The sequence below is a fragment of the Bradyrhizobium sp. BRP23 genome, from assembly GCF_020194135.1.
GTDB lineage: Bacteria > Pseudomonadota > Alphaproteobacteria > Rhizobiales > Xanthobacteraceae > Bradyrhizobium > Bradyrhizobium yuanmingense.
The window spans coordinates 17393-37549 of sequence record NZ_JADYVW010000019.1; the positions used below are offsets into that span (position 1 = coordinate 17393).

20 protein-coding genes are annotated in these 20157 nt (G+C 57.0%); 11 read left to right on the forward strand and 9 right to left on the reverse strand.

The features are described 5' to 3' along the window. Window positions 1-54: 54 nt before the first annotated feature. The 6 genes from I6F24_RS33055 (at window position 55) to I6F24_RS33080 (ending at window position 2878) form a co-directional block, all read left to right on the forward strand. Window positions 55-606, forward strand: coding sequence for a hypothetical protein (locus tag I6F24_RS33055; protein ID WP_225129986.1), 552 nt, complete (start codon window positions 55-57; stop codon window positions 604-606). A 220-nt stretch (window positions 607-826) separates the two neighbouring features. Further along, the gene (locus I6F24_RS33060) at window positions 827-1078 is read left to right on the forward strand and encodes a hypothetical protein (protein WP_225129988.1); all 252 of its coding nucleotides are present in this window, start codon (window positions 827-829) and stop codon (window positions 1076-1078) included. Between the two features lie 304 nt (window positions 1079-1382). Next, window positions 1383-1610, forward strand: coding sequence for a hypothetical protein (locus tag I6F24_RS33065; protein WP_225129990.1), 228 nt, complete (start codon window positions 1383-1385; stop codon window positions 1608-1610). 19 nt (window positions 1611-1629) lie between these two features. Continuing rightward, entirely contained in the window at window positions 1630-1929 is a 300-nt protein-coding gene (locus I6F24_RS33070) for a hypothetical protein (protein ID WP_225129992.1), read from the forward strand. A 141-nt stretch (window positions 1930-2070) separates the two neighbouring features. Next, window positions 2071-2550 (forward strand): DUF5681 domain-containing protein, encoded by a 480-nt coding sequence (locus I6F24_RS33075; RefSeq protein WP_225129993.1) that lies wholly within the window; start codon window positions 2071-2073, stop codon window positions 2548-2550. Next, entirely contained in the window at window positions 2534-2878 is a 345-nt protein-coding gene (locus tag I6F24_RS33080; RefSeq protein ID WP_225129995.1) for a hypothetical protein, read from the forward strand. The genes I6F24_RS33075 and I6F24_RS33080 overlap by 17 nt, the downstream gene beginning before the upstream one ends. Before the next feature lie 890 nt (window positions 2879-3768). Here the strand turns inward: I6F24_RS33080 and I6F24_RS33085 are convergent. Both I6F24_RS33085 and I6F24_RS33090 read right to left on the reverse strand, forming a co-directional pair. Continuing rightward, a complete protein-coding gene (locus I6F24_RS33085; protein ID WP_225129996.1) occupies window positions 3769-4176 on the reverse strand; it encodes a hypothetical protein in 408 nt (135 codons plus the stop codon). Between the two features lie 668 nt (window positions 4177-4844). Then, window positions 4845-5372, reverse strand: coding sequence for a hypothetical protein (locus I6F24_RS33090; RefSeq protein WP_225129998.1), 528 nt, complete (start codon window positions 5370-5372; stop codon window positions 4845-4847). A gap of 600 nt (window positions 5373-5972) precedes the next feature. On the opposite strand from I6F24_RS33090, the gene I6F24_RS33100 reads away from it, so the two are divergent. Then, entirely contained in the window at window positions 5973-6818 is an 846-nt protein-coding gene (locus tag I6F24_RS33100) for a DUF3616 domain-containing protein (RefSeq protein ID WP_225130002.1), read from the forward strand. Window positions 6819-7158: 340 nt separating this feature from the next. Here the strand turns inward: I6F24_RS33100 and I6F24_RS33105 are convergent, their stop codons facing one another. The 7 genes from I6F24_RS33105 to I6F24_RS33135 form a co-directional block, all read right to left on the reverse strand. Beyond that, a complete protein-coding gene (locus I6F24_RS33105; RefSeq protein ID WP_225130004.1) occupies window positions 7159-7641 on the reverse strand; it encodes a hypothetical protein in 483 nt (160 codons plus the stop codon). A 31-nt stretch (window positions 7642-7672) separates the two neighbouring features. Beyond that, the gene (locus I6F24_RS33110) at window positions 7673-8386 is read right to left on the reverse strand and encodes a hypothetical protein (RefSeq protein ID WP_225130006.1); all 714 of its coding nucleotides are present in this window, start codon (window positions 8384-8386) and stop codon (window positions 7673-7675) included. Window positions 8387-8467: 81 nt separating this feature from the next. Beyond that, complete coding sequence (locus tag I6F24_RS33115; RefSeq protein WP_225130008.1) at window positions 8468-9751, reverse strand: hypothetical protein; 1284 nt, start codon at window positions 9749-9751, stop codon at window positions 8468-8470. A gap of 804 nt (window positions 9752-10555) precedes the next feature. Next, a complete protein-coding gene (locus I6F24_RS33120) occupies window positions 10556-11368 on the reverse strand; it encodes a S1/P1 nuclease (protein ID WP_225130010.1) in 813 nt (270 codons plus the stop codon). A gap of 18 nt (window positions 11369-11386) precedes the next feature. Continuing rightward, window positions 11387-12379, reverse strand: a complete 993-nt coding sequence (locus tag I6F24_RS33125) for a DUF3616 domain-containing protein (RefSeq protein WP_225130011.1) — start codon at window positions 12377-12379, stop codon at window positions 11387-11389. Window positions 12380-12422: 43 nt separating this feature from the next. After that, a complete protein-coding gene (locus I6F24_RS33130; protein WP_225130013.1) occupies window positions 12423-12611 on the reverse strand; it encodes a hypothetical protein in 189 nt (62 codons plus the stop codon). A gap of 71 nt (window positions 12612-12682) precedes the next feature. Beyond that, complete coding sequence (locus I6F24_RS33135) at window positions 12683-14584, reverse strand: phospholipase D-like domain-containing protein (protein ID WP_225130015.1); 1902 nt, start codon at window positions 14582-14584, stop codon at window positions 12683-12685. Window positions 14585-15023: 439 nt separating this feature from the next. Between I6F24_RS33135 and I6F24_RS33140 the strand changes: the two genes are divergently transcribed. The 4 genes from I6F24_RS33140 to I6F24_RS33160 all read left to right on the forward strand — a co-directional run bounded on the left by I6F24_RS33140 (window position 15024) and on the right by I6F24_RS33160 (window position 19730). Next, the gene (locus I6F24_RS33140; RefSeq protein WP_225130017.1) at window positions 15024-16346 is read left to right on the forward strand and encodes a hypothetical protein; all 1323 of its coding nucleotides are present in this window, start codon (window positions 15024-15026) and stop codon (window positions 16344-16346) included. Window positions 16347-16359: 13 nt separating this feature from the next. Further along, on the forward strand, window positions 16360-17745 hold the full coding sequence (locus tag I6F24_RS33145; RefSeq protein WP_225130019.1) for a caspase family protein: 1386 nt from the start codon (window positions 16360-16362) through the stop codon (window positions 17743-17745). Continuing rightward, window positions 17742-19118, forward strand: a complete 1377-nt coding sequence (locus tag I6F24_RS33150; protein WP_225130021.1) for a hypothetical protein — start codon at window positions 17742-17744, stop codon at window positions 19116-19118. The genes I6F24_RS33145 and I6F24_RS33150 overlap by 4 nt, the downstream gene beginning before the upstream one ends. Before the next feature lie 366 nt (window positions 19119-19484). Then, window positions 19485-19730 carry a hypothetical protein gene (locus I6F24_RS33160; RefSeq protein ID WP_225130133.1) on the forward strand — a complete coding sequence of 82 codons (246 nt, stop codon included), beginning with the start codon at window positions 19485-19487 and terminating at the stop codon, window positions 19728-19730. The last annotated feature ends 427 nt before the right edge of the window (window positions 19731-20157 follow it).

The following is a 20157-nucleotide window of genomic DNA, read 5'->3' on the forward strand; positions in this document are numbered from 1 at the left end:
TTTTTCGGTAAAGCCTTGGCGTGTAGAATGTGTAGGATCACTTGAGGATCCGCGATGGCAGCAGAAAGCATCAGCATCTTGCCTTCTATCGTATCCGGCGTGTTTGGTTTCGTCGGAGTATTGGCGGGCCTTGGATGGAATGCGCTTCAAACGCCAAGAACGGAGCGTCGCTTGCGCGAGAACACACGGACCGTACTACGCACCTCGCTCAAGGCCGAACTCACCAGTCTGGCGAACTTGATGAGATCAGAGATCGCTTATGTTGAGCGCAACGACTTCACCTGGATTCCTCTGGTCGACAGCTTCAAGGTATATATTGCCAACATCCAGAACTTAGGATTGCTTACACCAATCGAGGTTCAGAAAATTACAGAAGCATATTATCAGTACCAGGAGAGCGCGGGATATGTCGCCCGGATCGCCAAAGATCAGCCCGACAAGCCAGCAATCGGCAGACATATCGAGTTTGATTTCACGAAGGCTGAAGCCCACACGAGAAATGACCTTATAAACACGCTCACAGACATTGTGACCAAGGCCGATGAAGCGATCCGAGAACTTGAATCTCAACTGAGTGCCAAACCCCTTCAAGCCGCGCGTCGATGACGGTCATCGCTGCCTCAAATGAGAGCATCGTCTTCTCGTCGAAGTGCTGCGCGGCCGCTGTTTGTCGTTACGCACTCCGCGACGCATGGACACATGACGCACCGGCCGCGGCTGATCGAGTACATCGGTCGCTCAGTTGTCCGAAAATCCCAGGCGCCGACAGCACAGGGAGCGCGGCGGGGCTGCCCGGAAGGGAAGCAACTCTTAGAGGCACTAGTACATGCCAGACGAGAAAGATGCCGCGACATTCAAGCAGATGGTCGACGCCGCCGTCATAAGGCTCGCGGGCCTGCCCGATGATCGGATAATCGTTCAGCTCGAGCGGATCGTGAGCGCATTCGAGCAAGTGGTGCGCGATGGCTCGCCGGAGGTATCGACATTGGCTTTGGAAAAGCTGCGCAATTACTTCCTCGCTGAGATTAGCCAACAGCTCAAACAATTGAGCGGCGGCGGAGCTCCGGGAAGAGCGTAAGACTCTCGCGGATTTAATGGCCCCGGCGCGCGACCACTCACGCCGGGGCCAACGAGAACGATCGGCGGTACGTCCGCGCTAAGTCGGGTCTCTAAAAAACCGCCCCGCCGTTGCCGGCACGTCAGCACGACGGAGCGGTTGGGCTGGAAAGAGGAGATCCGGATCAGCGCGAATGATCATGCAGGATGTGTGCTGACAGATCAACTTGCGCGCTTGTTACCCTTATTCGCGAGCGCGCGGGATTTGCAGTAGGTTCAATCGACGCAGGGACGCACTCACACACGCACTCCCAGGAGATCCACGAGTGAATCCCGAAGCACTTCTTCCTGCGAGTAATGCGATCGCCGAAAGCTCGCGCGCCGACGTAGCGAAGGTCGGCGAGCAGATGAACGCGAAATACGACGCGCTCGATGGTGAGCTGAAGCAGTTCAAGTCCGACGCTAAGAAGAAGGACGAGGACGACGGCGATCCGATGGGCAACGATCCGGACGAAAGCACAGCGCACTGCGGCCGGCTCCGTCTCGCGCTCTGAAATCGAACTCTTCTCGCACGTGCGCGAGCTGCAGCTTCGCCAACCAGTCCATCAGACGCCGGCTACCCGCAATGCATTTGCCGATTTGCGGGCCAGGGCCGACGTCGCGTACGTCGCGCTCGGCGAGCGCGCTTCGCTTCCGATGATGAACGGAAGCATTCTCGATTATCAGGTCAGGCTTAACCGCGCTGCAGCGGCATTCCAAAAGTGGAAAGACACGGAGCTTGCAGTGATCGCGCGGGATAGCTCCACGCTCAACACGGTGTGCGACCAGATGCGCGCCGAGCGGTTGAGTATGGTCTCAACCCGCCAGACCTGAAACCGTTCGAGCACCGCATGATCCGCGAGACGCTGCCGGGTGGTCACCAGGCGACGCGCTTCCTCGGCAACGGTACCATCTTCAAGCAGATGTCGCGTCCGGTTCGGCACGTCGCCTTCATCGGAACCCGCAACTGAAGCCGTGACGACGGAACGTTCAGCTGCAGCAAATGCAGCGCCAAAGCAGCGAGTCCGCGGCCGGCCCTTTCCGAAGGGTCGTTCTGGAAATCCGGCAGGCAAACGGCCAGGGACTCGTCACGCGACGACAGTCCTGGCCGAGGCGCTGATGTCGGCTGACCTCGAAGCCGTGGTCGCTAGGGTCGTCAGAAAAGCGAAGGGCGGCGACATGGGCGCAGCTCGATTGATCTTGGACCGGGTCATGCCGCGGCGCCGGGGCCGCCCCGTGCGGTTTCCGCTGCCGCGGATGAAAACTACGGGCGACGTTGTGGCCGCTTTGGATGCTGTCACGGCAGCCAAGGCGGACGGTGAGCTATCGCCGGCCGAGGCCATGGAGGTTTCTGCCGCCATCGAGATGCAACGCCGCGCGATCGAGACCGCCGACATCGAAGCGCGCCTCGCGCAACTCGAACAAAGGACCGGAACCAATGACGAAGAAGATTGAAGCTCGGCTCGCCGCGATCGAGCGCAAGCTCAACGCGAAGCGCCACCCGACCGACAAGGCTTTCCGGATCTTGTTCGTAGAAGGCGGTCCACCAGGGCCGATCAGTTGGGCCTACGCCGGCACTCTGAGGTGGAAGCGCGAAGCGAACGAGAATCTGGAGGAATTCGCCAAGCGGGCCGCTGATGCGGCCTATGTCGCCGGAGAGACGGCCTTGACCGTGGGCGGACTACCGAGAGGTGACGAGCGGACTTCGGAAGCTTCGATGATTGGTGGCAGACGATTGCTCCGCACTACAGCGACGTGCCACCGCAAGAGGCGCCGCGGTTAGCGCCGCGGCAATCGCAATTTGGAGTCGGCCGGTGAACGAACGCCGGCTCGCGAAGGCGGGTTATGCCTACAGTCGCACCTTCAAGGATCCGGCCCCCCAATCGTCGAGGCCGATTACCAGCCGGTAACCCTTCAGAAGGATCCGGAGCAGATCCTCGCTCTGATCTTCGCCCGGCTCGGGCGAGATTACGGCGGCTCGGTGGTTGGCGGGCCGACGGGCGTCCGGATTAGCGGCACCAGCGGGCTGACGCTTACAGTCATTCGGCGCCCTACTTTCCCGGCCGGGTTCATCCTGCGACGCCTCCGGACGCGCTGGCCCAAGAACGCGCGTGGTGGTCGAAGCGATAGGTGGTTGCCAGTTAGGTTACCCCGGAAAGGTCAAAAGGCACCGAGTACAACAAAGCCCCACCATCAGCCGTACTGAATGTTGCGCTCAATCGCCTTCGCGAGGTTCGCCTTGGTCCTCTCTCACCAAGATCGGCATGACGTTCACAATATACGGTCCTCCCATTTTGTCTGACGATCCCGTAATGGTGAGCGAGCCAGAATCTTCGTCGAATGTGTACTGTTGCCAACGCGCTTCGAAGCGAAGGTGGAAGTCGTCAACATGTACCCTATGTGCTTCCTCAATATCGACTCTCCCATCGTCCGGGCCGCTGTGAGATATGATTGTTACGTCAGAGCGAAATAGCCGTGTGTTACCCCTCCATCGGTACTCTATCGACGCGGGAAATGAGGCGAACCCGGCCGCTTGGTTCGATTGCCAACCATCGCAGTCTCGCCAAAAACGCCTGAAATTCGCCAGAGCATTGAAATTCGCACGCTGGGTTCCTGGGGTCGGCCGTTTCATCTGGCAGCTCCTTCTCTATTGCAACAAACGCGTGCCACGACTTACCAGCGCACCCGTCCCATCATGCGTTTATTCGCATCGATGATCGGAATTGTCCGAGCCTTCCGATGTTCGATCAACTGCTGCGGCCGTCGCCAAGTGTACCGCGCGCAGCCCAGAACATCGAGTATCGCCGGGGTTCGGCGCGCGAAGAAACGCCGCACGAAGGGCATGATCCCATTCTCCAGACCAACCGCACAGGTGTCGTATTGCGCCGGGTAGCCGCTCAGCTCGGATTCCGTGTTTAAGATTCGGGCGTCGTTATAGTCTCCGTCGAGCGTGATTTCCCATCCGGTCGGAATGTCGGCGGCACGGGAGAGGCCGGCCCCCAACAGGAGCGCAAACACGCCCTTGCTCTCGTAGATGGAGAACGCGAGTTGCGTAAGGGGATCGTTCGTCAAAAGCGGCATTCAGGACCTCAGCAGGATCTGTCGCGCGGTATTCCGGCTTGCGAGTGTTTCATATTTTGAGATTGTGACCGTCGTCCGTGACGCCAAAGAACCGAAACGAGACCGTCGCACTGGTTGAGGTGCATCGTCCGATCCTTGGCGGGCAGACTCCCTGCGAGATGCCTTGCGTATTCATGCACCATCTCAATTTTTTGCGGATTTAAGTGTCAACGTCAGACCCTGTGTTTTCGCGCATACTCAGCCAAGCGCTGATATCGATTGTCTTTTCGCAACCCCGGTATCGCTTGCACGATAGCCTCCAGGCACTTCACAAGTTCTCTGGGAGCCCAAGGCTGATCACTGATGATAGCGTCGAGCAAACGCAATGCGGCTTTGGGAAATCGGGCGCACAGTCCTGACTCATCCAGCTCGTGCACAACATGGTGGGGATGCTCCAGGGGCTGCAGCCAGTCCAGAACCGCGCCTAAGGTTGAAGCAAACCCGCGATGCTCAGGACAGCCAGCGAGTCCGCGATGCTATTTGAAGCAAGGTTTCGGGACTTGGGCCAGACCTCTTGCCAGAACGGGCGAACGCGATTCTTCCAATAATCCTGGCGCTGCTTCCTACGAAAAACGGGCTCGGATACGAACAAGTCCGGAGCAGCACATGCTGTGGCAGATCAATAGAATTTAAGCCGTCTTGTTGTTTTTAGCATGCTCATCCTTTTCAACCTTCTCAGCCATAGCTTTGGCCCGTCGATACGCGTCGAAACCATAGCAAGCCCAAGCCACGATCCGGGGGATAGGGCCGGTTGTTGCGTAGGTCGCAATCTGGCGTCGACTGCGTCCAAGATGGGCCGCAGCCGCCTCTTGAGTCAGGTTGTTGCGCGCGAGAAAAGTTGCAAACTCCTTGGGCGTAATGATCTGCTCAGCTAGCGCATAGATCATATCCGCCGACATCGTGAGATCATCGCCACCATCCCAAATGACCGCGTCCCCATCGTTGTCGACAAGGCGCGCCGTCAAAAACCGGCCTTCCTCACGAAGCGGTTTGTAGATTTTGTAACTGAAGATTATTGGACTGATATCAATAGCATCCTCCCGCCCGGCGCGTGGACCATCCGCCGACTTCACGGCGATGGTGTAGGGAGCGAAGGGCTTAATCGATGCCATGCGAGGAAGCGGAATTCCGCTATCGATAGTCTCATTCTCGCTCATTTAGCCTTCTCCACTCTGCTGCCAGAAACGCTCGATTTTCCGCCTTCTTTGCGCAGGCGATTACTTCGTCTAGATCCTTCTTCGATGCCTTCCCTAATGACACTTAGCGTCACCAAATCGATAAGTGCGTTCGAATTCGGCCCTTTGATGTGGAAATGAGGCGGGTTATGGTCTCCCGGATAAATGTATATCTTACCGCTGAACTTCGTCGAGCTTTGGCCGACCTGCCTGGCAACGCCCTCTTTCGTGGTCAAGTGGCTCACTATGAGAAGAACGGAATTACATCTGTTGTCACATCGTTCGACAGAAAGGGCTGATTCCCAGTGAAATGGTCAAATGGTGCCAATATGCGAGCAACGTGCTCGAGGCTTTCATTGGGAACTCCGTTTCCTCATTAGACTTCACTCAAGCATTGCCGCAGACGTCCACGCTCAAACCGTCCCGACAGTAAAGCCTGTCGCGGGCCCGTGGGAAGCCGGACAATTCATCTTCCCGTCGCATGCCAACAAAGCACGGAAGTCGCTCAGCGGAATAGCCTGCAATACAGGGGCCGGCAGCCCCTGCCTAGTCGTTTTCGACGAGGGTACGCTGGCGCACTACGTGGTCGTCTCGTCCTCGGGCTATGTGATCGACAATGCGGCTGTACCGCTCCGATCCTCGGACGAGGAACTGGACGCAGAAGGGGCGACCACCGACGGCAAATATTTCTACGTTACGGGCTCCCATTCGGCAAAACGCAAGACCTGCGAGAGCAATCCGGGGAGCCGGCATGTTATCCGGTTCGCTATCGACCCCACGAGCGGAAGGGCAAAACTGGATACCTCGCAGCACTTCGCCGACTACAAGGATACCGACGCCCTCTGGCGTTTAATGAGCTCCCTACCCGCATTGTCGGACAGCATCGGCGAGCAGAAATGCCTGAGAACCGAGCCGCCCGAGAAGGCTCCCAACCTCAAAGGGCAACGAGGCGTCAACATCGAAGGCGTCGCAATACGGAACGGGACTTTGCACTTCGGCTTTCGCGGACCGGCGAAAGATGCAAGAGCGCCGATCCTCTCGGTAGATGCCGTCGCACTATTCGAATCCGACACACCGAAGGCGGACGCCACGTTGGTCGAAGTCGGCGAAGGCCGCGGTATAAGGGATCTGGTTCAAGTGAATGACGGCGTACTGGTCCTCGCTGGCCCCGACGACGATGTCGCCAATGAGAAGGCCGGTTGGATCCTGGGCCTGTGGGATGGCGTTCACGCCGACGTGGCGAAACTGAAAAACGTTACCGGCCTTGGACTCGATGATGTCAAGCTCCGCAAGTGCGACGATGAGCTCAAGCCGGAGGCGTTGGCGGTGTTGCGAGACGTCAGCGACGAATATGAGCTGGTAATCTTGGCGGATGGTATGTGCGACGGCGGACCTTTGAAATTCGTGATCCCACGAAAGCCGCACTAAACTCCGTTCTCGACTGTAAGGGAAATGCCAAGAGCTGGGATCGACGCCAAGATTCCGACGCTTTGATCACGTTGTCCTATCGAGAGGACGCCGCGGGGTCGCGGCATCAGATTTGGCAATCCGTCCAAGGCCGACGCGACGAAAATGCCAGTTAGCATCACCTGGAGGACGCGGCTGTGACTGGCGTGGCACAATTTATTCCAGTCACCCGCGTTTCAGTGCAGAAAGTGCCTATCGCATGTTTGCCGAACGGCAAGCTGAAATAGTTAGCCATTCAGGCGCTGTCGCGAGCCGTTAAGCTTGGCATGTTCAAGAGCCCTCAACCCATTATAGGCTCATCCTAACCGACCGACTCTATGCGGTCCGAAATCTTTTCCAGATACTGAAATGCGCGGCCAGCGTGTTCACGGGCCCGCTTCATCCATTCTGCGGATTGTTCAATGCGCCGGGCCTCGGGCGGCACTCCTCCGTTCGAGACAGTCAAAAGCTGTTGGCAGACCACCTCAAAGTCCTGCGCGAGATCGTAGATCAGATAGGCGACGTTATCCAGGGTAAGCACATTGGCGAAATACGGCTCTTGCTCGCCCTCCAGCTTCATCTCGACGAACGGCACGAGTACTGTCCGACCCGGCGCAGTTTCCTCACCGGAAGCGACTTTGCTCTCGTCTCCTGCGGCCTCGATATCACCGACCGAAAGGAGCAAGGACATAAGCGAATTTTTCACGACGCTCACATTGTCGAGGAAATCCCCGTACATGCGGATTGCGTCAGGAGTCCGCTCTTCGCTTTCCGAAGCGGCGTCTACGGCCCGGCTACTCGCCATCTGAAATTCTCCGATCCGAACTTACATCCCCTCAAACAGCCACGGCCTTGCTGAATGCAGCGGGTTCGTATTGGTTTGCGCTTCTGGTTGGATGAAGCAGCTCCTTGGCGTTTTGGACCTGCTTCGCTCCCCCGTGTTTGATTGGATGCGAGGTCACTGTCGTCGGCACTCCGACTCGCTTGTGATTGTGTGCTGGTGTTTCTCTTTCGGCGATTAGCTTGGCGGCTCGCAAGCCGACCGAGGTTAGACTGAAAGCCGCGTGCTTACCGAAACTGGTACGCCGGATAAGACCGGCAACCGTCATCATATTCAGCACTCGTGAGAGATTTGCCTGTCCAAGACCAAAATGGCGCAGCAGTGCTGCCCTGTAGATTCGACGATGCGGCTCACGGAAAATCTCCATGAGGATGTCGCGGACATGCTCACGCTGTAACACATCCGCGGATGACAGACGCTCGCCCGCAGTAATGGATTCAGAGACCAACTCCTTCAGCACACTGATCTTGTCTGCAAAGGTCTTGTGATCGACCTCCAGATAAGCCCCAGTTCGCGCCATAATCTCGTGCCAGCGCCGCAATTCTTCGTCTCGCCGGCCGTCGGACAAGCACTTCCAAGTCCAGGCGCGGAGGGCTCGGTAGATGCTTTCAGCCGCACGGGCGCCGCCGTCGGTTAGGGCAGCACGAATGATGTGCCGCGCTTCCTCGGGAGAGGCATCGCCTAAAGCGATATCGTCGAAAGCCAACATGGAACCGTTATCCCATCTAAGGTTTAAGAGATCGTTTTACAACGTTTTACACCCGATTTGGTCCCGAAGTAACCCCATGTTTCATTCTGAAACAAACTGCCATTTCGTAAGTGATTTCAAGGAATTGACGGAAATGGAGGCGGGAGACGGCGGCAGGGGCAGGACGTAGCCAAGCTCCTTCTGTGACGCCAAGCGGGCGTCCGTTTGCTGCACCACGAGAGCGCGGGCACCCGTTTTTGCCTGCACCTCCGCCGCGACGTTGAGGTGAGCGACCATAGTGGACTCCTCCCCCATAGATGGCACAGCGAAAAAATCTACGGGCAAGGTAAGGTAAGGCGATGTCATCGAGGCCCGATCGCAGAAATCTCGGCAGATGGCCAAGCCGATCAGTTGGCTGTCGGTAATAAGGACGGGGATACATTCCCCCGATCTGATATCCTCCAGACGGCCCTTTTCATCCCGAGCCGGAACAATTTTATCGAATGAGCGGATCACACGTCCGTATCCGTCCAAGACCGTCGCTCGGTTGAAATAGCCTACATCAGTCTCTTCATGCCAGCTTCCGGCGAGCAGCCAGTGAAGAGGGAATTCATCATCACTGGCAATGGTGCGCTTCCGTAAGAGGTCGCAGATCTTAAGTCGCGTGGATTGATCGATTGTCAATTCCGGCCAGACGATGCCTGCACACCCATTCGACATCGATTGGTCGATCTGATTGTCCAGGGTTTCATCGATATCGTCGAACGTGACGTTTTCGGCGATGAAGTTGCCTTCGCGAGTTTCGCGAGTGAAAAGCTGAAGGTTGGAGAACAGCGAGGCCGCAACTCCCGACTTCTCGCCAGCTTCCCGTAGGTCTATGCGGATGGGGACGACTTCGAGACCACCTACCTCGGAGGGAAGTAGGCGATGCCTCAGTATTCCGCGTTTGAGATAAGGTCGCCCAGCGAGCCGAGAGTCCTGCAAGTTTCGCGGGCGAGGCACGACGAGCATGTTGGTCGAAGGACAACGCCACTCATCTAGCTCCGAATCAGGGTCCCCAAAATCCGTCCCGGAGGTCGTGTACAGGTATTCATCGACTGCTCTAATCTGGCTCCCCAGAGAAAGCATCCAGTCCTCTGGGGATAGCGAGCGCGGCGTCCAGCGATGAGTGCCGCGCGTCATCGTCTCGATCCGCCGGCCAGTCAAATGTTTTAGGGTCGCTTCTGAAAGTCGCTCGTAGGCCGCGAGAACAGGGATTGGCGCCTCACACGCAAGCAAATGCAGTCGGCACAATACCGTGGTAAGCGGCTTCTTTTCTATCGAAGGTGCAGCAGCAATTTCCGCCTCGAGATTGCGTGCCTTATCAATCCATTCCTGAAAATTCATGCGCCGACTGGTCACCCCCCCTTGCGACAATGCTAGGGCTTTTCGCTTCGCGCAAGCTCCGCCGCCCTAGTAATTTCCCTAGGCGGTGGACAACCTGAACGTGACGGGGGCTCGCTTCGGAGGCTAAGTTCGAGTCGAGCGTTAGGCCGAAGACGGTCAACGCTGCCCCGATATGACTGCAAGCCGTTATCGGAGCCAGAGCTTAGCCAATCGCGACCGCGCCCAATCGGTCGTCGACTTCGCGAATCCGCACTCCTAGCCTCCCTGCCAGGGGCTCAAGCACACCCAAAACCACCTCCCTGAGGTCCCGATGCGCGGCATTTTCATAGATGAGCAGTAGCGAATCTAGGGCCGGTTGAGACCCGTGAGCCGCGATCATGCGCAACCGAACCGGACGCCCCATTATAGGAGCAGCGAGAGACGACCAATTGCAGGAACGAAAGGTCGAGCAAATGTTGCCGGTCCTGCAAGGTGTAGCGCTTAATTCCTGGACCTCCATTTCATCGGCCGTGTCGATCAAGCTGGACATTGCATCACGATCGCCGTATCGCGCAGCAAATATCAATAAGCGCCTGCGGAGAAGCTCCTCTACATCTCGATCGTCAGACAGCGAGCGGAGAATCTCCACCTTTCGCGCGCCTGGAAGCGTTTGGGGATCGTTGACCGCGACTTGGAGTTCTTCGGCATGAAAAGGGTACCCGATTCATTGCAGGCTGTGCAGCACTTGGAAGCCCGATCACCCGCCCGAGCGAGGCCTGGGCCACGTCGGCCCTAGGGAAATCCCGAGGTACGGGGACGGGTGCCCTACCGGTCAGCAAAAACGCTGTCGAGGAGCCGACTAAGTCTGAATCCCGCCTTCTGAAGCTGTTGCTTTACAATAGGAACATTGACGGCAAGGTAATCCTCACTGACGGCGACCGTACCCTCCGGAAGGTCGCAAGACGAGCTATGCATAACGCAATAACCAGTCTTGACTGACTCAGAGATGGCAAATGACTCGTTCGCCCAGTCGCGAGGTTCGGACGAGCTCCACTTCAGTTTCATCTCCGGGGTGATTTCGTCGATGAGCTCCGATGCAGCGTCGAACACATCGGATCCAACTGCCTGCACGACTAGACAATTATCCCACGCACTGTGCAAATTACCCGAACATTCTCCTCGCACACGAATGTTGTTTCCGCCGCGATCGTCCTCGAATGACACATGCAATGGCTGATGAATGTCTCCCACCCAGTGACCGAGTGACTTCAGCGCAATGAGCCTATCCACCGTTTTCTCGTGTCTCGAGTTGACTAATTTCGAATCGTTCAGGATGGCTTTCAGTACGCAGCTTGGCGCCAACGGGCAGTCATCCGACGTGAGCCCACGCGAGTCTCGTGGAAGGTTGACGAAGTGGTCTTGAGTACGAATGCGCGGATGGTCGGGAAATACACAAGACTCGGAAAAGGTGTCGAACTCCGTGTCTGCTCGGATGAGTTTGCGAACCGCGGCACGCGTATCGGGCAGCGCCAGTCGATAGGCGATCTCGCAGACGATTTTGTGTCCCTCGTCGCCCCACGCCGAAGCGCTGGTGCAAAACGCAAGAAGAGCGATAATTGCTAAAGGTATGCGGCGCATCACTAAATCTCCCAACGCTCACGGTAAGGGAACTTCAACAGGAGTTGGCGAGCCTTCCTTCTCGCTGTCGAAGAGGACGAGGGCTCTCAATTTGGACTTCGTTACATCTAGGGGAAGCACGGCTTCCGGTTTGCGCTTACCTTTGAACGGCAATTCGGCGAGGAGGCGAACCTTTTCGCTTCTTCCGTTCCAGAGATAGAGCGCATAAGACCCAGGCTCGTCCGCGGCCGGGCCTGCCAAGATCAGCAAGCTGCCAGCGAAGCTCGTCAGGTCGCGAACACCGCGGCCGGGCCCCAATCGAAGCCGAAACGTTTCATGCCGATCGTCTCCCCCTTCAAATAAAGCTTTCGCCCCCACCGACAGCACGACCGCCCGATTCCCGCTTAGGACGGGCCCTCGAAAGCCGACGAACAACTTGCCACCTGGCCCAAACGCTAGGCCCTCGATGGTGAGGCCGTTCTTCTCCAGACGCTTATCCATGAATGGGCGAAGTGTCCGATCGGCCGCGATAATATCCCGGAACCTTGCGGACCTATCGACGCCCGCGCCATCCTCCCGAAATCTGACGATTTGGCTGCTCGCAGCGATCCTCGCTCGGATCTCCGCAGCATTTGCCTTGGATTTCAGCTTTCCCTTCTTATCGCGCGGATGGCCGTGCGAACCGATCACATAGTAGAAACCATCTGCGAATGCGACGGCCTCGCCGTCTAGCTCGAGCGCTTTCCCCTCAAAACTGTTAGCAATTAAGTCGACCGGTTTGCCAACAATGATCTCTCCATCGTGAACCTCCACGAACTGCGCATGCTGTACGTTGTCGTCGATGACGACGCATAAACGAGGAAAGCCCTGGTCAGTGGCGCAGGCCATCCCACTTACATCCTCGGCTTTCTCACCGTCCTTCCCGAGCAATCTGCCGTCAACGTGCCAAGCGTCGCGCTTCTCCGCCAGCGCAGGCCCGGTAGAAGCGGCAAGAAGTAGCGCGAGCAATCCCGCTCTTCCAATGAAACTCATTGGACTTCTCCGACGTACGGCGTTCATACCCTCCGAGAATCCCTCAATCTAACACGATCGAGTAGGACGTCCCAAATCCGTCAAAGAGCTTCCATGGCTCTCCGTCCTTGAAGATTAGGGTCTGGTGTCCAGTGGCATTGGCGATGGCTTCCGCCTCATCATGGATCACAACGCCGAAATGCTTGAAGGCGCTGTCCCTGTCATCCTGAACGTAGAGAACATAGCTCGCCACGACCCTAATCCTTGTCCGGGGCTTCTGTTTGCGTGTCTTAGCTCGCTTCGATTTCGACGCTTTGGTCTTCTTCACGCGCCCCGTCTTGCTGCTTTCTTCTTTTTACCCGCTTTTGCCTTAGCCGTTTTAGTGGGCTTCTTTTTTGCAGCCGCCGCAGACTTTTGTCCGGCAGCCGCTTTCGCTTCCCTTGCTTCTTTTGCCTTAGTTCGTTTGGCTTTGGCCCGCTCGACTTCGTCAGCAAATATGTCTTTCGTATCCTCCGCCGCTTCCGTCGACCAATTCGCCCGCGGGTCAGCGAAAAACATAATTCGACGACTGCACTTGTAGTCGCCATCCTCAAAATACGGCGTCATCCAAGTCGGCGTTGTATCCAGCAACACCGCCTTTTTAGCAGCTTCGTCCTCTTCTTCATCAGCCATGGCCGCACGGTTGGCGCTCATTCGAAAGAAGAAGTGACGGAAAATACGATCGAACTCTGTGAGGTAGATGTCAGCGACACGGGTGTTGCCCCGGATGAAAAGCATGTTCTCGTCATTGGCCGTAAGGGAATTACCCGAGAAGTTCGCTGAACCGGTGCAAACGAATGGGTCGTCCGAAAGCGGGTCAATTAAGAGAAATTTTGTGTGCACGAAAAAGACGAAGCCTTTTCCGTCCTTTCGAGCCAATTCTTCGTCAACGAACCACTTCTCGAGCGGGAAATTGGGGATTGGCACCAGCTTTGTACCGCCCTCCCCTTCCTGCTTTTCGAAGGACTGCTTCGTCACCTTTCCGAGCACTGAGCCATTCGACATGACCAAGCGGCCGCGGCTACTGCGTTCCGCCTTGCGGGCATCCGCAGTAGCGGGCTTCTCGAGGAGAACGAAGCGCATTGAGTTCTGTTGTTTGCCCAAGGACCTCAGCAGTATTGGGTCGACGGTGAAGGCGGCCGTAAACATGCAAGACGTTTGCGCGTTCTCGATCCTCTTTCCGTACCAGTCGAGCAGGTTATCCGCGATCCTGGGCGAAAAGAATGCTGTGATTGGTTGCTCCGGGATGAGATTCGGCGGGTTCGGCGAGAGTTCGATGGCCGCTTCGCGCGCCGGCTTTCCGGTAGGGTTCTTGGAAAGAACCTTCCAATATTCGTGGTACTTCCGTGGGATCGCGGTTGGTTTGTTGCTCGCGTCAGTCACCACATGACCAACATTGGTCTGCCCCAGGAAACCAGACGGAGTGAAGTTGACTGATCCGGTCCAAACTGCCTTCGGACTTGCTTGGTCATCGAGCCAAATGATGAATTTGTTGTGCGGCGTTTGCGGGCGGGTTCGCTCGATCAGCCTCCCCGCAGGAAGTTTCACCTCATCGATGGCATCTTCGTTCGCCTTCGTCTTGTGGTAGATGATCTTGACGTCGACACCCCGAGCGATCGCCGCCTTGAGGGCCTTCAGCAGCGGAAGGTACGTAAATTCGTAGGCACAAACACGGAGCTTGTCGCCTTCTGGGACTTCGTTGATGAAGGTCACACAGGCTTCTTCAAGCCCCCGCGAAAGCCAGACTGAGGTTTCCTCAGAGACGCGATTCTTATCATCAACGGCGTTGTACATCTCCTCCGTCAGCGTGCGGTTTTGGAAAGTCACAGAGTACGCCCGGCTAGCGACTACCCCTCGATTGAACCAAACGCCGTGTTCTCCGTCGTTCTCCTTCTCTGTCCTGATTCTGACGGCTGCGCTATACCTCCGCTCAAGCCCGTCGATTTCACCGTACATCGCAACGATCGTGTACTCATATTCTGTGTCAGGGCGAGCTTCGTAGTCTGACCAAAGGAAGCTCTGGATCGGGTGCTGCAAAGTCGAATACTTCGCACTCTTTTCTGGTTTGGGCACCAGCTTTTCGAAATATTTGGTTCCTTGCAACCACCGGGTCTCCTGACCGTGCCTAGCCTGGAATGCGAAGCCCCTGAGGCCCTCCAGTCGCTCGGGATCGATATCGATTGCCATCAGTACGACGTGTGTACCGGCTATAGCCCGTACCCGCAGCGGACCATCGGTAGCTCGCTCTCTGCTCATGCCGTCCTGCCCCGTTTGTCCAATGTGCAACCTTATCGCGACTGGCTGACTTGTCGAGAGTGGAGCGCTGTTGAATATCGAAGCATCGCAATGCGAACGTCGTTTGTTGTTCGGACGTTGGAAACTGCGCCGTTTACGCACACTACTCTTGTGCGTCGGCGGGATACTGGGCAGGCAGCGCCCCGGGCGGGACAAACGAACTGGCGCCTCCAATACCAGCGAACCAACCTCTAGTTGCCAGTGGCATCCTAGGGATTTCCCTAGGTCGCAGGCGAGGCATACGCCGCTGAGCAAATTTCCGGGCTACATTTCAGATTGTCTATTGCTACGCTAGCCATTTAAGATGGACCAGCTATACGAGGGCCCGACAATGCCGCTTGTTTTCGTGCATGGCGTGAATACGCGCAGAGGCAACACCCCACAAGAGCAGCGGGTCTTCGATGACCGAAGCACATTGCTCCAGCAACAGCTGGCGCATGTTGCTTTTATCGATCGGGTAAAGACCGCCGACGGACTGAAAACATTTGCGCCCTACTGGGGAGACCTCGGAGTCAAGTTTGCCCGCAACTTCGCCAGCTTGCCCACGTCCGGCGCACAAACATTAGCGGTTGGCCAGCCGGCGCGTGTGGACTTGGTGACCTCTACCGCAGCAAAGTTGGACGGCGAACTCGTCAACAAACCCACCTTGAACAGCGATCCACTGTTAACCGTTGCGAGGGCCCGATCGTTGCCCGCGGCGGTGGACTTGCTATTCGCTGGCTCCTCGAACGCTCCAAAGGCTGGTCCATTAGCACAGGCACTGACAAATGCGTTGCCGGACGTGGCGCGGTTCTCTCTGGTAGCCGAGGCATACGCGGCTGCCAACCGCAATCCGTCCTGGCTGCAGACCGTCAAGAACGACAGCGAGTTTGTGGAAGAGCTATTTCGTTCGGTAACGGCACTTTCTGCAACTTCGAGCGAAGCGGCCACAGGAGCCAATGGAACAATCCAAACGTTGGCGATTGGAAACTCTGTTCTGAATTGGCTTAAGACCGGCGCCACCGCGATCAAGGATGCAGTGAGTGAAGTGACTAAGAACGTAAAAGACGCCGTGGGAGGTGCTGCAGTCGATGCAACTCGTGCAGCGTTCCTCGGCCTCTCCGAATACGTCCGTCCTTCCGCTTCCACATTCGCCGGACGTTTCGTGGGCGACGTGTTCACCTACATGGACAACCGACAACCAATTGTCGAACGAGTCATTGCCGCGATCAAGGAAGCAAACGCGGCCCGTCGCCCTGGCGACGAAGAACTCTATCTTGTCGGCCATAGCTTCGGTGGCATCATTCTCTACGACATTCTAACCCACTTTGCGAAGGACCTGCGGTGCGACCTTTTTGTGACCGTAGGTTCTCAGGTCGCACTGTTCGCGGAGATGGGGCGCCTAGCAGCGGCTAGCGAGTTGGCGGAGCCTTTCGCAAAGGGCGAGCCTGCTGATCTTCCTGCCGCAGTATCGCGCTGGATTAACGTCTATGATTTGACCGACTACGTTGGTTTCGCGACCAAGGGCGTCTTCAAAGACGTACTCGATTTTGAGTTCGAGACGGATGCTTTGCCAATCATTTCCCATGCCGCATATTTTGACACTCCCCGCTTCTTTGCCCGCCTGCGTGAAAGAGTAAAGGAGTTGTTTGAAGAAAAGGGAGCGCAAGTTTGATTTGGAGGCGCTTATGGCCCTGATCTGGGCCGAAGGGTTTACAGGCGAAAACGCCCTCGCTCCGGCTTGGCTGAAAATGAGCGAGGCCATAGTTAGACGCCGTAAACTAAAGGCCGCAGACGGCATTCCATTTCTCGACGCGAGCAAGGCCGAAGAGGATGCCGTCGAAAGATATACGACGCTTGTCAAACAAGCAGAAGAAGCTCTGAAGAAGGCTGCGAGTGACGGCAAGCCTAGAACTCACGTAATGATCGTTGGCGTCGGCGAATACGATTCAAAGGACATCATTCCGACGGTCACTACATCGGTGAACGGAGCCAGGAAATTCGCCGAGTGGGCACTGACGAAATTCTCCAAGGTTGACCGCCCGTTAGGCTCGGTCGAATTCCTATGTTCGGCAACACCAGAGCAGGGCGAGTGGAAACTGGAAGGTGACGCGGCCACGAAGCTCGGGTTTGCAACTACCTGTCCTGCGATGCCAGCCGAACCAGCTACATTCGAGAATATCCGCAAGCGGTTCGGTGAATGGTTGGACCGTTCCGGTACAATGCTGGAAAATGCCGCGATCTGGTACTTTGCCGGCCACGGCATATTCAAGTCCGAGCCGACGTTGTTCGCCCAAGACGCGCGGCTTCCTACCAACGACAAAGAGGGAGGCAACCTGATCGCGACGATCGCGAGCGCGACCTACCTACAAAACCGGAAGCCCAGCGTGCAATGCTTCTTCATCGACGCTTGCTCCGAGTATAACTTCGAGGCGATCGCAAACCAGCTCGAAGTGATAGGTCGCCCGCTCTGCACGCCTGTAAGCGGTGCCGCCATCTCGGAAAGAGATGCCTCAATCTACTTTGGCTCATACGCAGGCGGTAAGGCCTACGGAGACGCGAAAGACGCGCCCTTTTTCACGCAGGAACTCATACATTGCTTGACGCAGCGTGCTGGTGACCCAACGGTCGATGGATGCCCGGTGACTATGTCATCACTGGCAATTGCTCTAAAGTCGGCGGCGTTGCATCGCGCTGAGACGGAAGATAACAGCGGGATCATCTTCTCCGAAAGCAAGCCGGGTGTCGTCAACACGACAGGCGTTCTCTGCGATCTTGTCGGCCCCCCTGAAGTCCTGGTCAAGGTAAGGTGTAGCCTTGGCACAGCGATGTCAGCCGCAGATCTGTTCGTCGCCGAAGAGGCGCCAGGTGAAAGACGCCTAAGCCGAGCAAAACGGAGGGACGGGCCGTGGTGCACGCCCGTCCCCATCGGAAAGTGGACGGCGAATGCGGCTTTTGACACCGATAAATATGAAACCGGCCTTAAACCGTTCGAGCCGAAGCTTCCGGCTTCTGAAGTCATCATAGACATCAAGCGGCGCGACACAGGCAAACCGGATGGGGCGAAGCCGTGACCAGCTACATCGTCCGGATCACAGCTGAAAATGTGCCACCGGACCTGGCCGGCGCGCCCATAGCCGTGGAAGTGTTTTCCGAGGCCGGAAAGGCCGAGCGCGCGGCGTTGCGTCTTGCCGGCCGTCCTACAGACGTCGGCGTGCCGGGTCCAGGCTCCTACCTGGTGAGAACCGCTCTTCCTTCCGGGCGCATTATTTCGATCACCGTCGCAACCCCAGAAACAGGTACCAACGGACTAGCTATCGGCGAAGCTGTGCTGGACATGAAGGAAACTGACGCGATTGCAGACTTCTGGCGCGAAGCCGAGTCCTTGATGAAAATCGCAACCGCAATACAAGCGAGCCGTAAGCCCGGCGAGACCATGCCGCCTTGGCTGGGTGAGCGCCTCCGCGAGCTCGGAAACCGCGCACTTGAGAACATCGCAGAACTTGGCAGGAATGCGCTTACCCGCCTCTTGGACAGATTCCGCGGACAGGTCGTCATTACTGACGTCAGTTCGGCAGATCCGGGATCGCCGCGCATTCAAAACTCTGAACACCGCCGCACTGCACACGACGCGCATGCTGGCTCTCCGATTGAGTTGTCCTACCGCTGGGGAACGTTCGTTGAGTGGACCCCCGGCCGGACGCACTCAACATTGGTCTTGAGGAAAGGTGGAGACGGTAAAGTAGATGCTCAAGGAGAAATATCCGTTCCTTCTGGGATCGCGCCGACCAACTGCTTCTATGTTGAGATTTCCGAACCATCTAGCCACAACGCTGCTCTAGTCGTTTGGCTGCCCGGGCCCAAAGGAGAGGCGGTTAAGCTCGCGGCAAGTTCCGAGCTCGCCGCCTATCGGAGTGGATCCGTTTTATCCGCATATCCGGCCTCTCCTGAAGATGCCCTTGCAACGACGTTGTACGAATACGTACGTCAAGGCGCCATGGAGCGTGCCCGCCTGTTCCTTGATGATCTCATTGAGCGATTGCGAAATCCTCAAGACATGCCGAGTTCGAACACCAGCATTTTGGCAGCTTACGTTCTCTACAAGCTAAGGCACCCCTACGCTGATGAACTTATCCCGCGGCTGAGGGAAATGAATCCTGACCTGCCCGACGTGCATGTCCTGCAATGTGCGCAATGGATAGCTACCGGTAAGCAAGATAGTGTGCCAGACGAGCTCGTAACTGCAATCAAGTGCGGTATTCCGATCTACACTGAAGGGGTCAGGCTGCTTCGCGACAGCTCCAACTTATGCCGTGACCTCTTCCCTGATGATAAAAGGTTCGGCGATCATGTGCGGAAAGCTCATAGTGCGGCCTCGGCGGCCAATTTCGAATCCATGTTGACCTGCTTGCGGCTTGGCGCGGACGTTATGGCGGAGTTTGTCTAGAAATGTGGTTTGGCCTGATAAGCTCGCGCAATGCCGCGAGAACCACGTTCGGTGACAAACCAAAGCCCAACCAGACAATGTGGAGAGAGGCGCCAGCGCCACCTTCAGCCGCGATAGCAATGCAGCCATGAACGGCAACACGCACCGGTCTATTCGGAGCTGGAATAGGCGAGTGCAGTCTGCCTCCCCCATCCCCCTCGCGGGCAGTGTCTCAGTTTGCCGACACTACCTCTCGCGGACCCACAGAGCAGCCCAACTGCCGTTGGGGGACGGAAGTTTTTAGAGCGAGATGAGCCCATACCGGAGGCCGATAACGACCGCGCTGATCCTGTTCGTCGCCCCAAGCTTTCTCTTTACGTTGCCGAGATGAAACTCGACGGTTTTCTCGGAAATCCGGAGAATCCCACCGATCTCCCAGTTCGTTTTCCCCTCTTTGCACCATTCGAGGCAGGCGACTTCCTGCGGCGTCAGGAGCGGATTGTCGGCGCCGGGCACTTCACAAGTGAACGACTGCGTCGGGACTGGATCTGCACCGTCGCCGCAGGGCAGCAACTCTCCATCAAGCTGCGCGGCAAACGCATCGGCATGTATACGATGTTTTTCGAAGTTTGATTGGTGGGACGCAACGCAGCGCTGACCTTGGTACTCGATAGCGTCGGAGGTCAATATGTGAGATCGATTGGAGGACATTCGGCAAGACACACGTTCTTTCGGCGATGCCGCCGATAGGTCAAAAGAACTTCGGAATCCATGTAAGCGTCAAATATGCGCGCAAGCTTAGATTGAGTTCGCCTTCGGGCGCAATGAATTTCTGCTGCCGTGAGCCAAAAGCAGGCCTCGGCGTCTCGGCCGGTTCAAGGCGAGCTCCAACCCTAACGACCACGCCGCGCTGGTCGGCGGCCGATTGCGAAGCCGCCGGCCCGAATGGCTTGCGCCGGGGACCGAGGCCGAGGGAGTCAAGCTGAGCGGGAGATTGAGCTAGCTAACGAAATTCGAAGATCGCTCCCCAGATCAGGACCGGAGCCGATCGCGGGAGCGC

Coding starts and splice junctions, on each gene's coding strand:
- I6F24_RS33055 (WP_225129986.1), top strand. CDS start 55: ATGGCAGCAGAAAGCATCAGCATCTTGCCTTCTATCGTATCCGGCGTG.
- I6F24_RS33060 (WP_225129988.1), top strand. CDS start 827: ATGCCAGACGAGAAAGATGCCGCGACATTCAAGCAGATGGTCGACGCC.
- I6F24_RS33080 (WP_225129995.1), top strand. CDS start 2,534: ATGACGAAGAAGATTGAAGCTCGGCTCGCCGCGATCGAGCGCAAGCTC.
- I6F24_RS33085 (WP_225129996.1), bottom strand. CDS start 4,176: ATGCCGCTTTTGACGAACGATCCCCTTACGCAACTCGCGTTCTCCATC.
- I6F24_RS33090 (WP_225129998.1), bottom strand. CDS start 5,372: ATGAGCGAGAATGAGACTATCGATAGCGGAATTCCGCTTCCTCGCATG.
- I6F24_RS33105 (WP_225130004.1), bottom strand. CDS start 7,641: ATGGCGAGTAGCCGGGCCGTAGACGCCGCTTCGGAAAGCGAAGAGCGG.
- I6F24_RS33110 (WP_225130006.1), bottom strand. CDS start 8,386: ATGTTGGCTTTCGACGATATCGCTTTAGGCGATGCCTCTCCCGAGGAA.
- I6F24_RS33115 (WP_225130008.1), bottom strand. CDS start 9,751: ATGAATTTTCAGGAATGGATTGATAAGGCACGCAATCTCGAGGCGGAA.
- I6F24_RS33120 (WP_225130010.1), bottom strand. CDS start 11,368: ATGCGCCGCATACCTTTAGCAATTATCGCTCTTCTTGCGTTTTGCACC.
- I6F24_RS33125 (WP_225130011.1), bottom strand. CDS start 12,379: ATGAGTTTCATTGGAAGAGCGGGATTGCTCGCGCTACTTCTTGCCGCT.
- I6F24_RS33135 (WP_225130015.1), bottom strand. CDS start 14,584: ATGGCAATCGATATCGATCCCGAGCGACTGGAGGGCCTCAGGGGCTTC.
- I6F24_RS33140 (WP_225130017.1), top strand. CDS start 15,024: ATGCCGCTTGTTTTCGTGCATGGCGTGAATACGCGCAGAGGCAACACC.
- I6F24_RS33145 (WP_225130019.1), top strand. CDS start 16,360: ATGGCCCTGATCTGGGCCGAAGGGTTTACAGGCGAAAACGCCCTCGCT.
- I6F24_RS33160 (WP_225130133.1), top strand. CDS start 19,485: ATGAAACTCGACGGTTTTCTCGGAAATCCGGAGAATCCCACCGATCTC.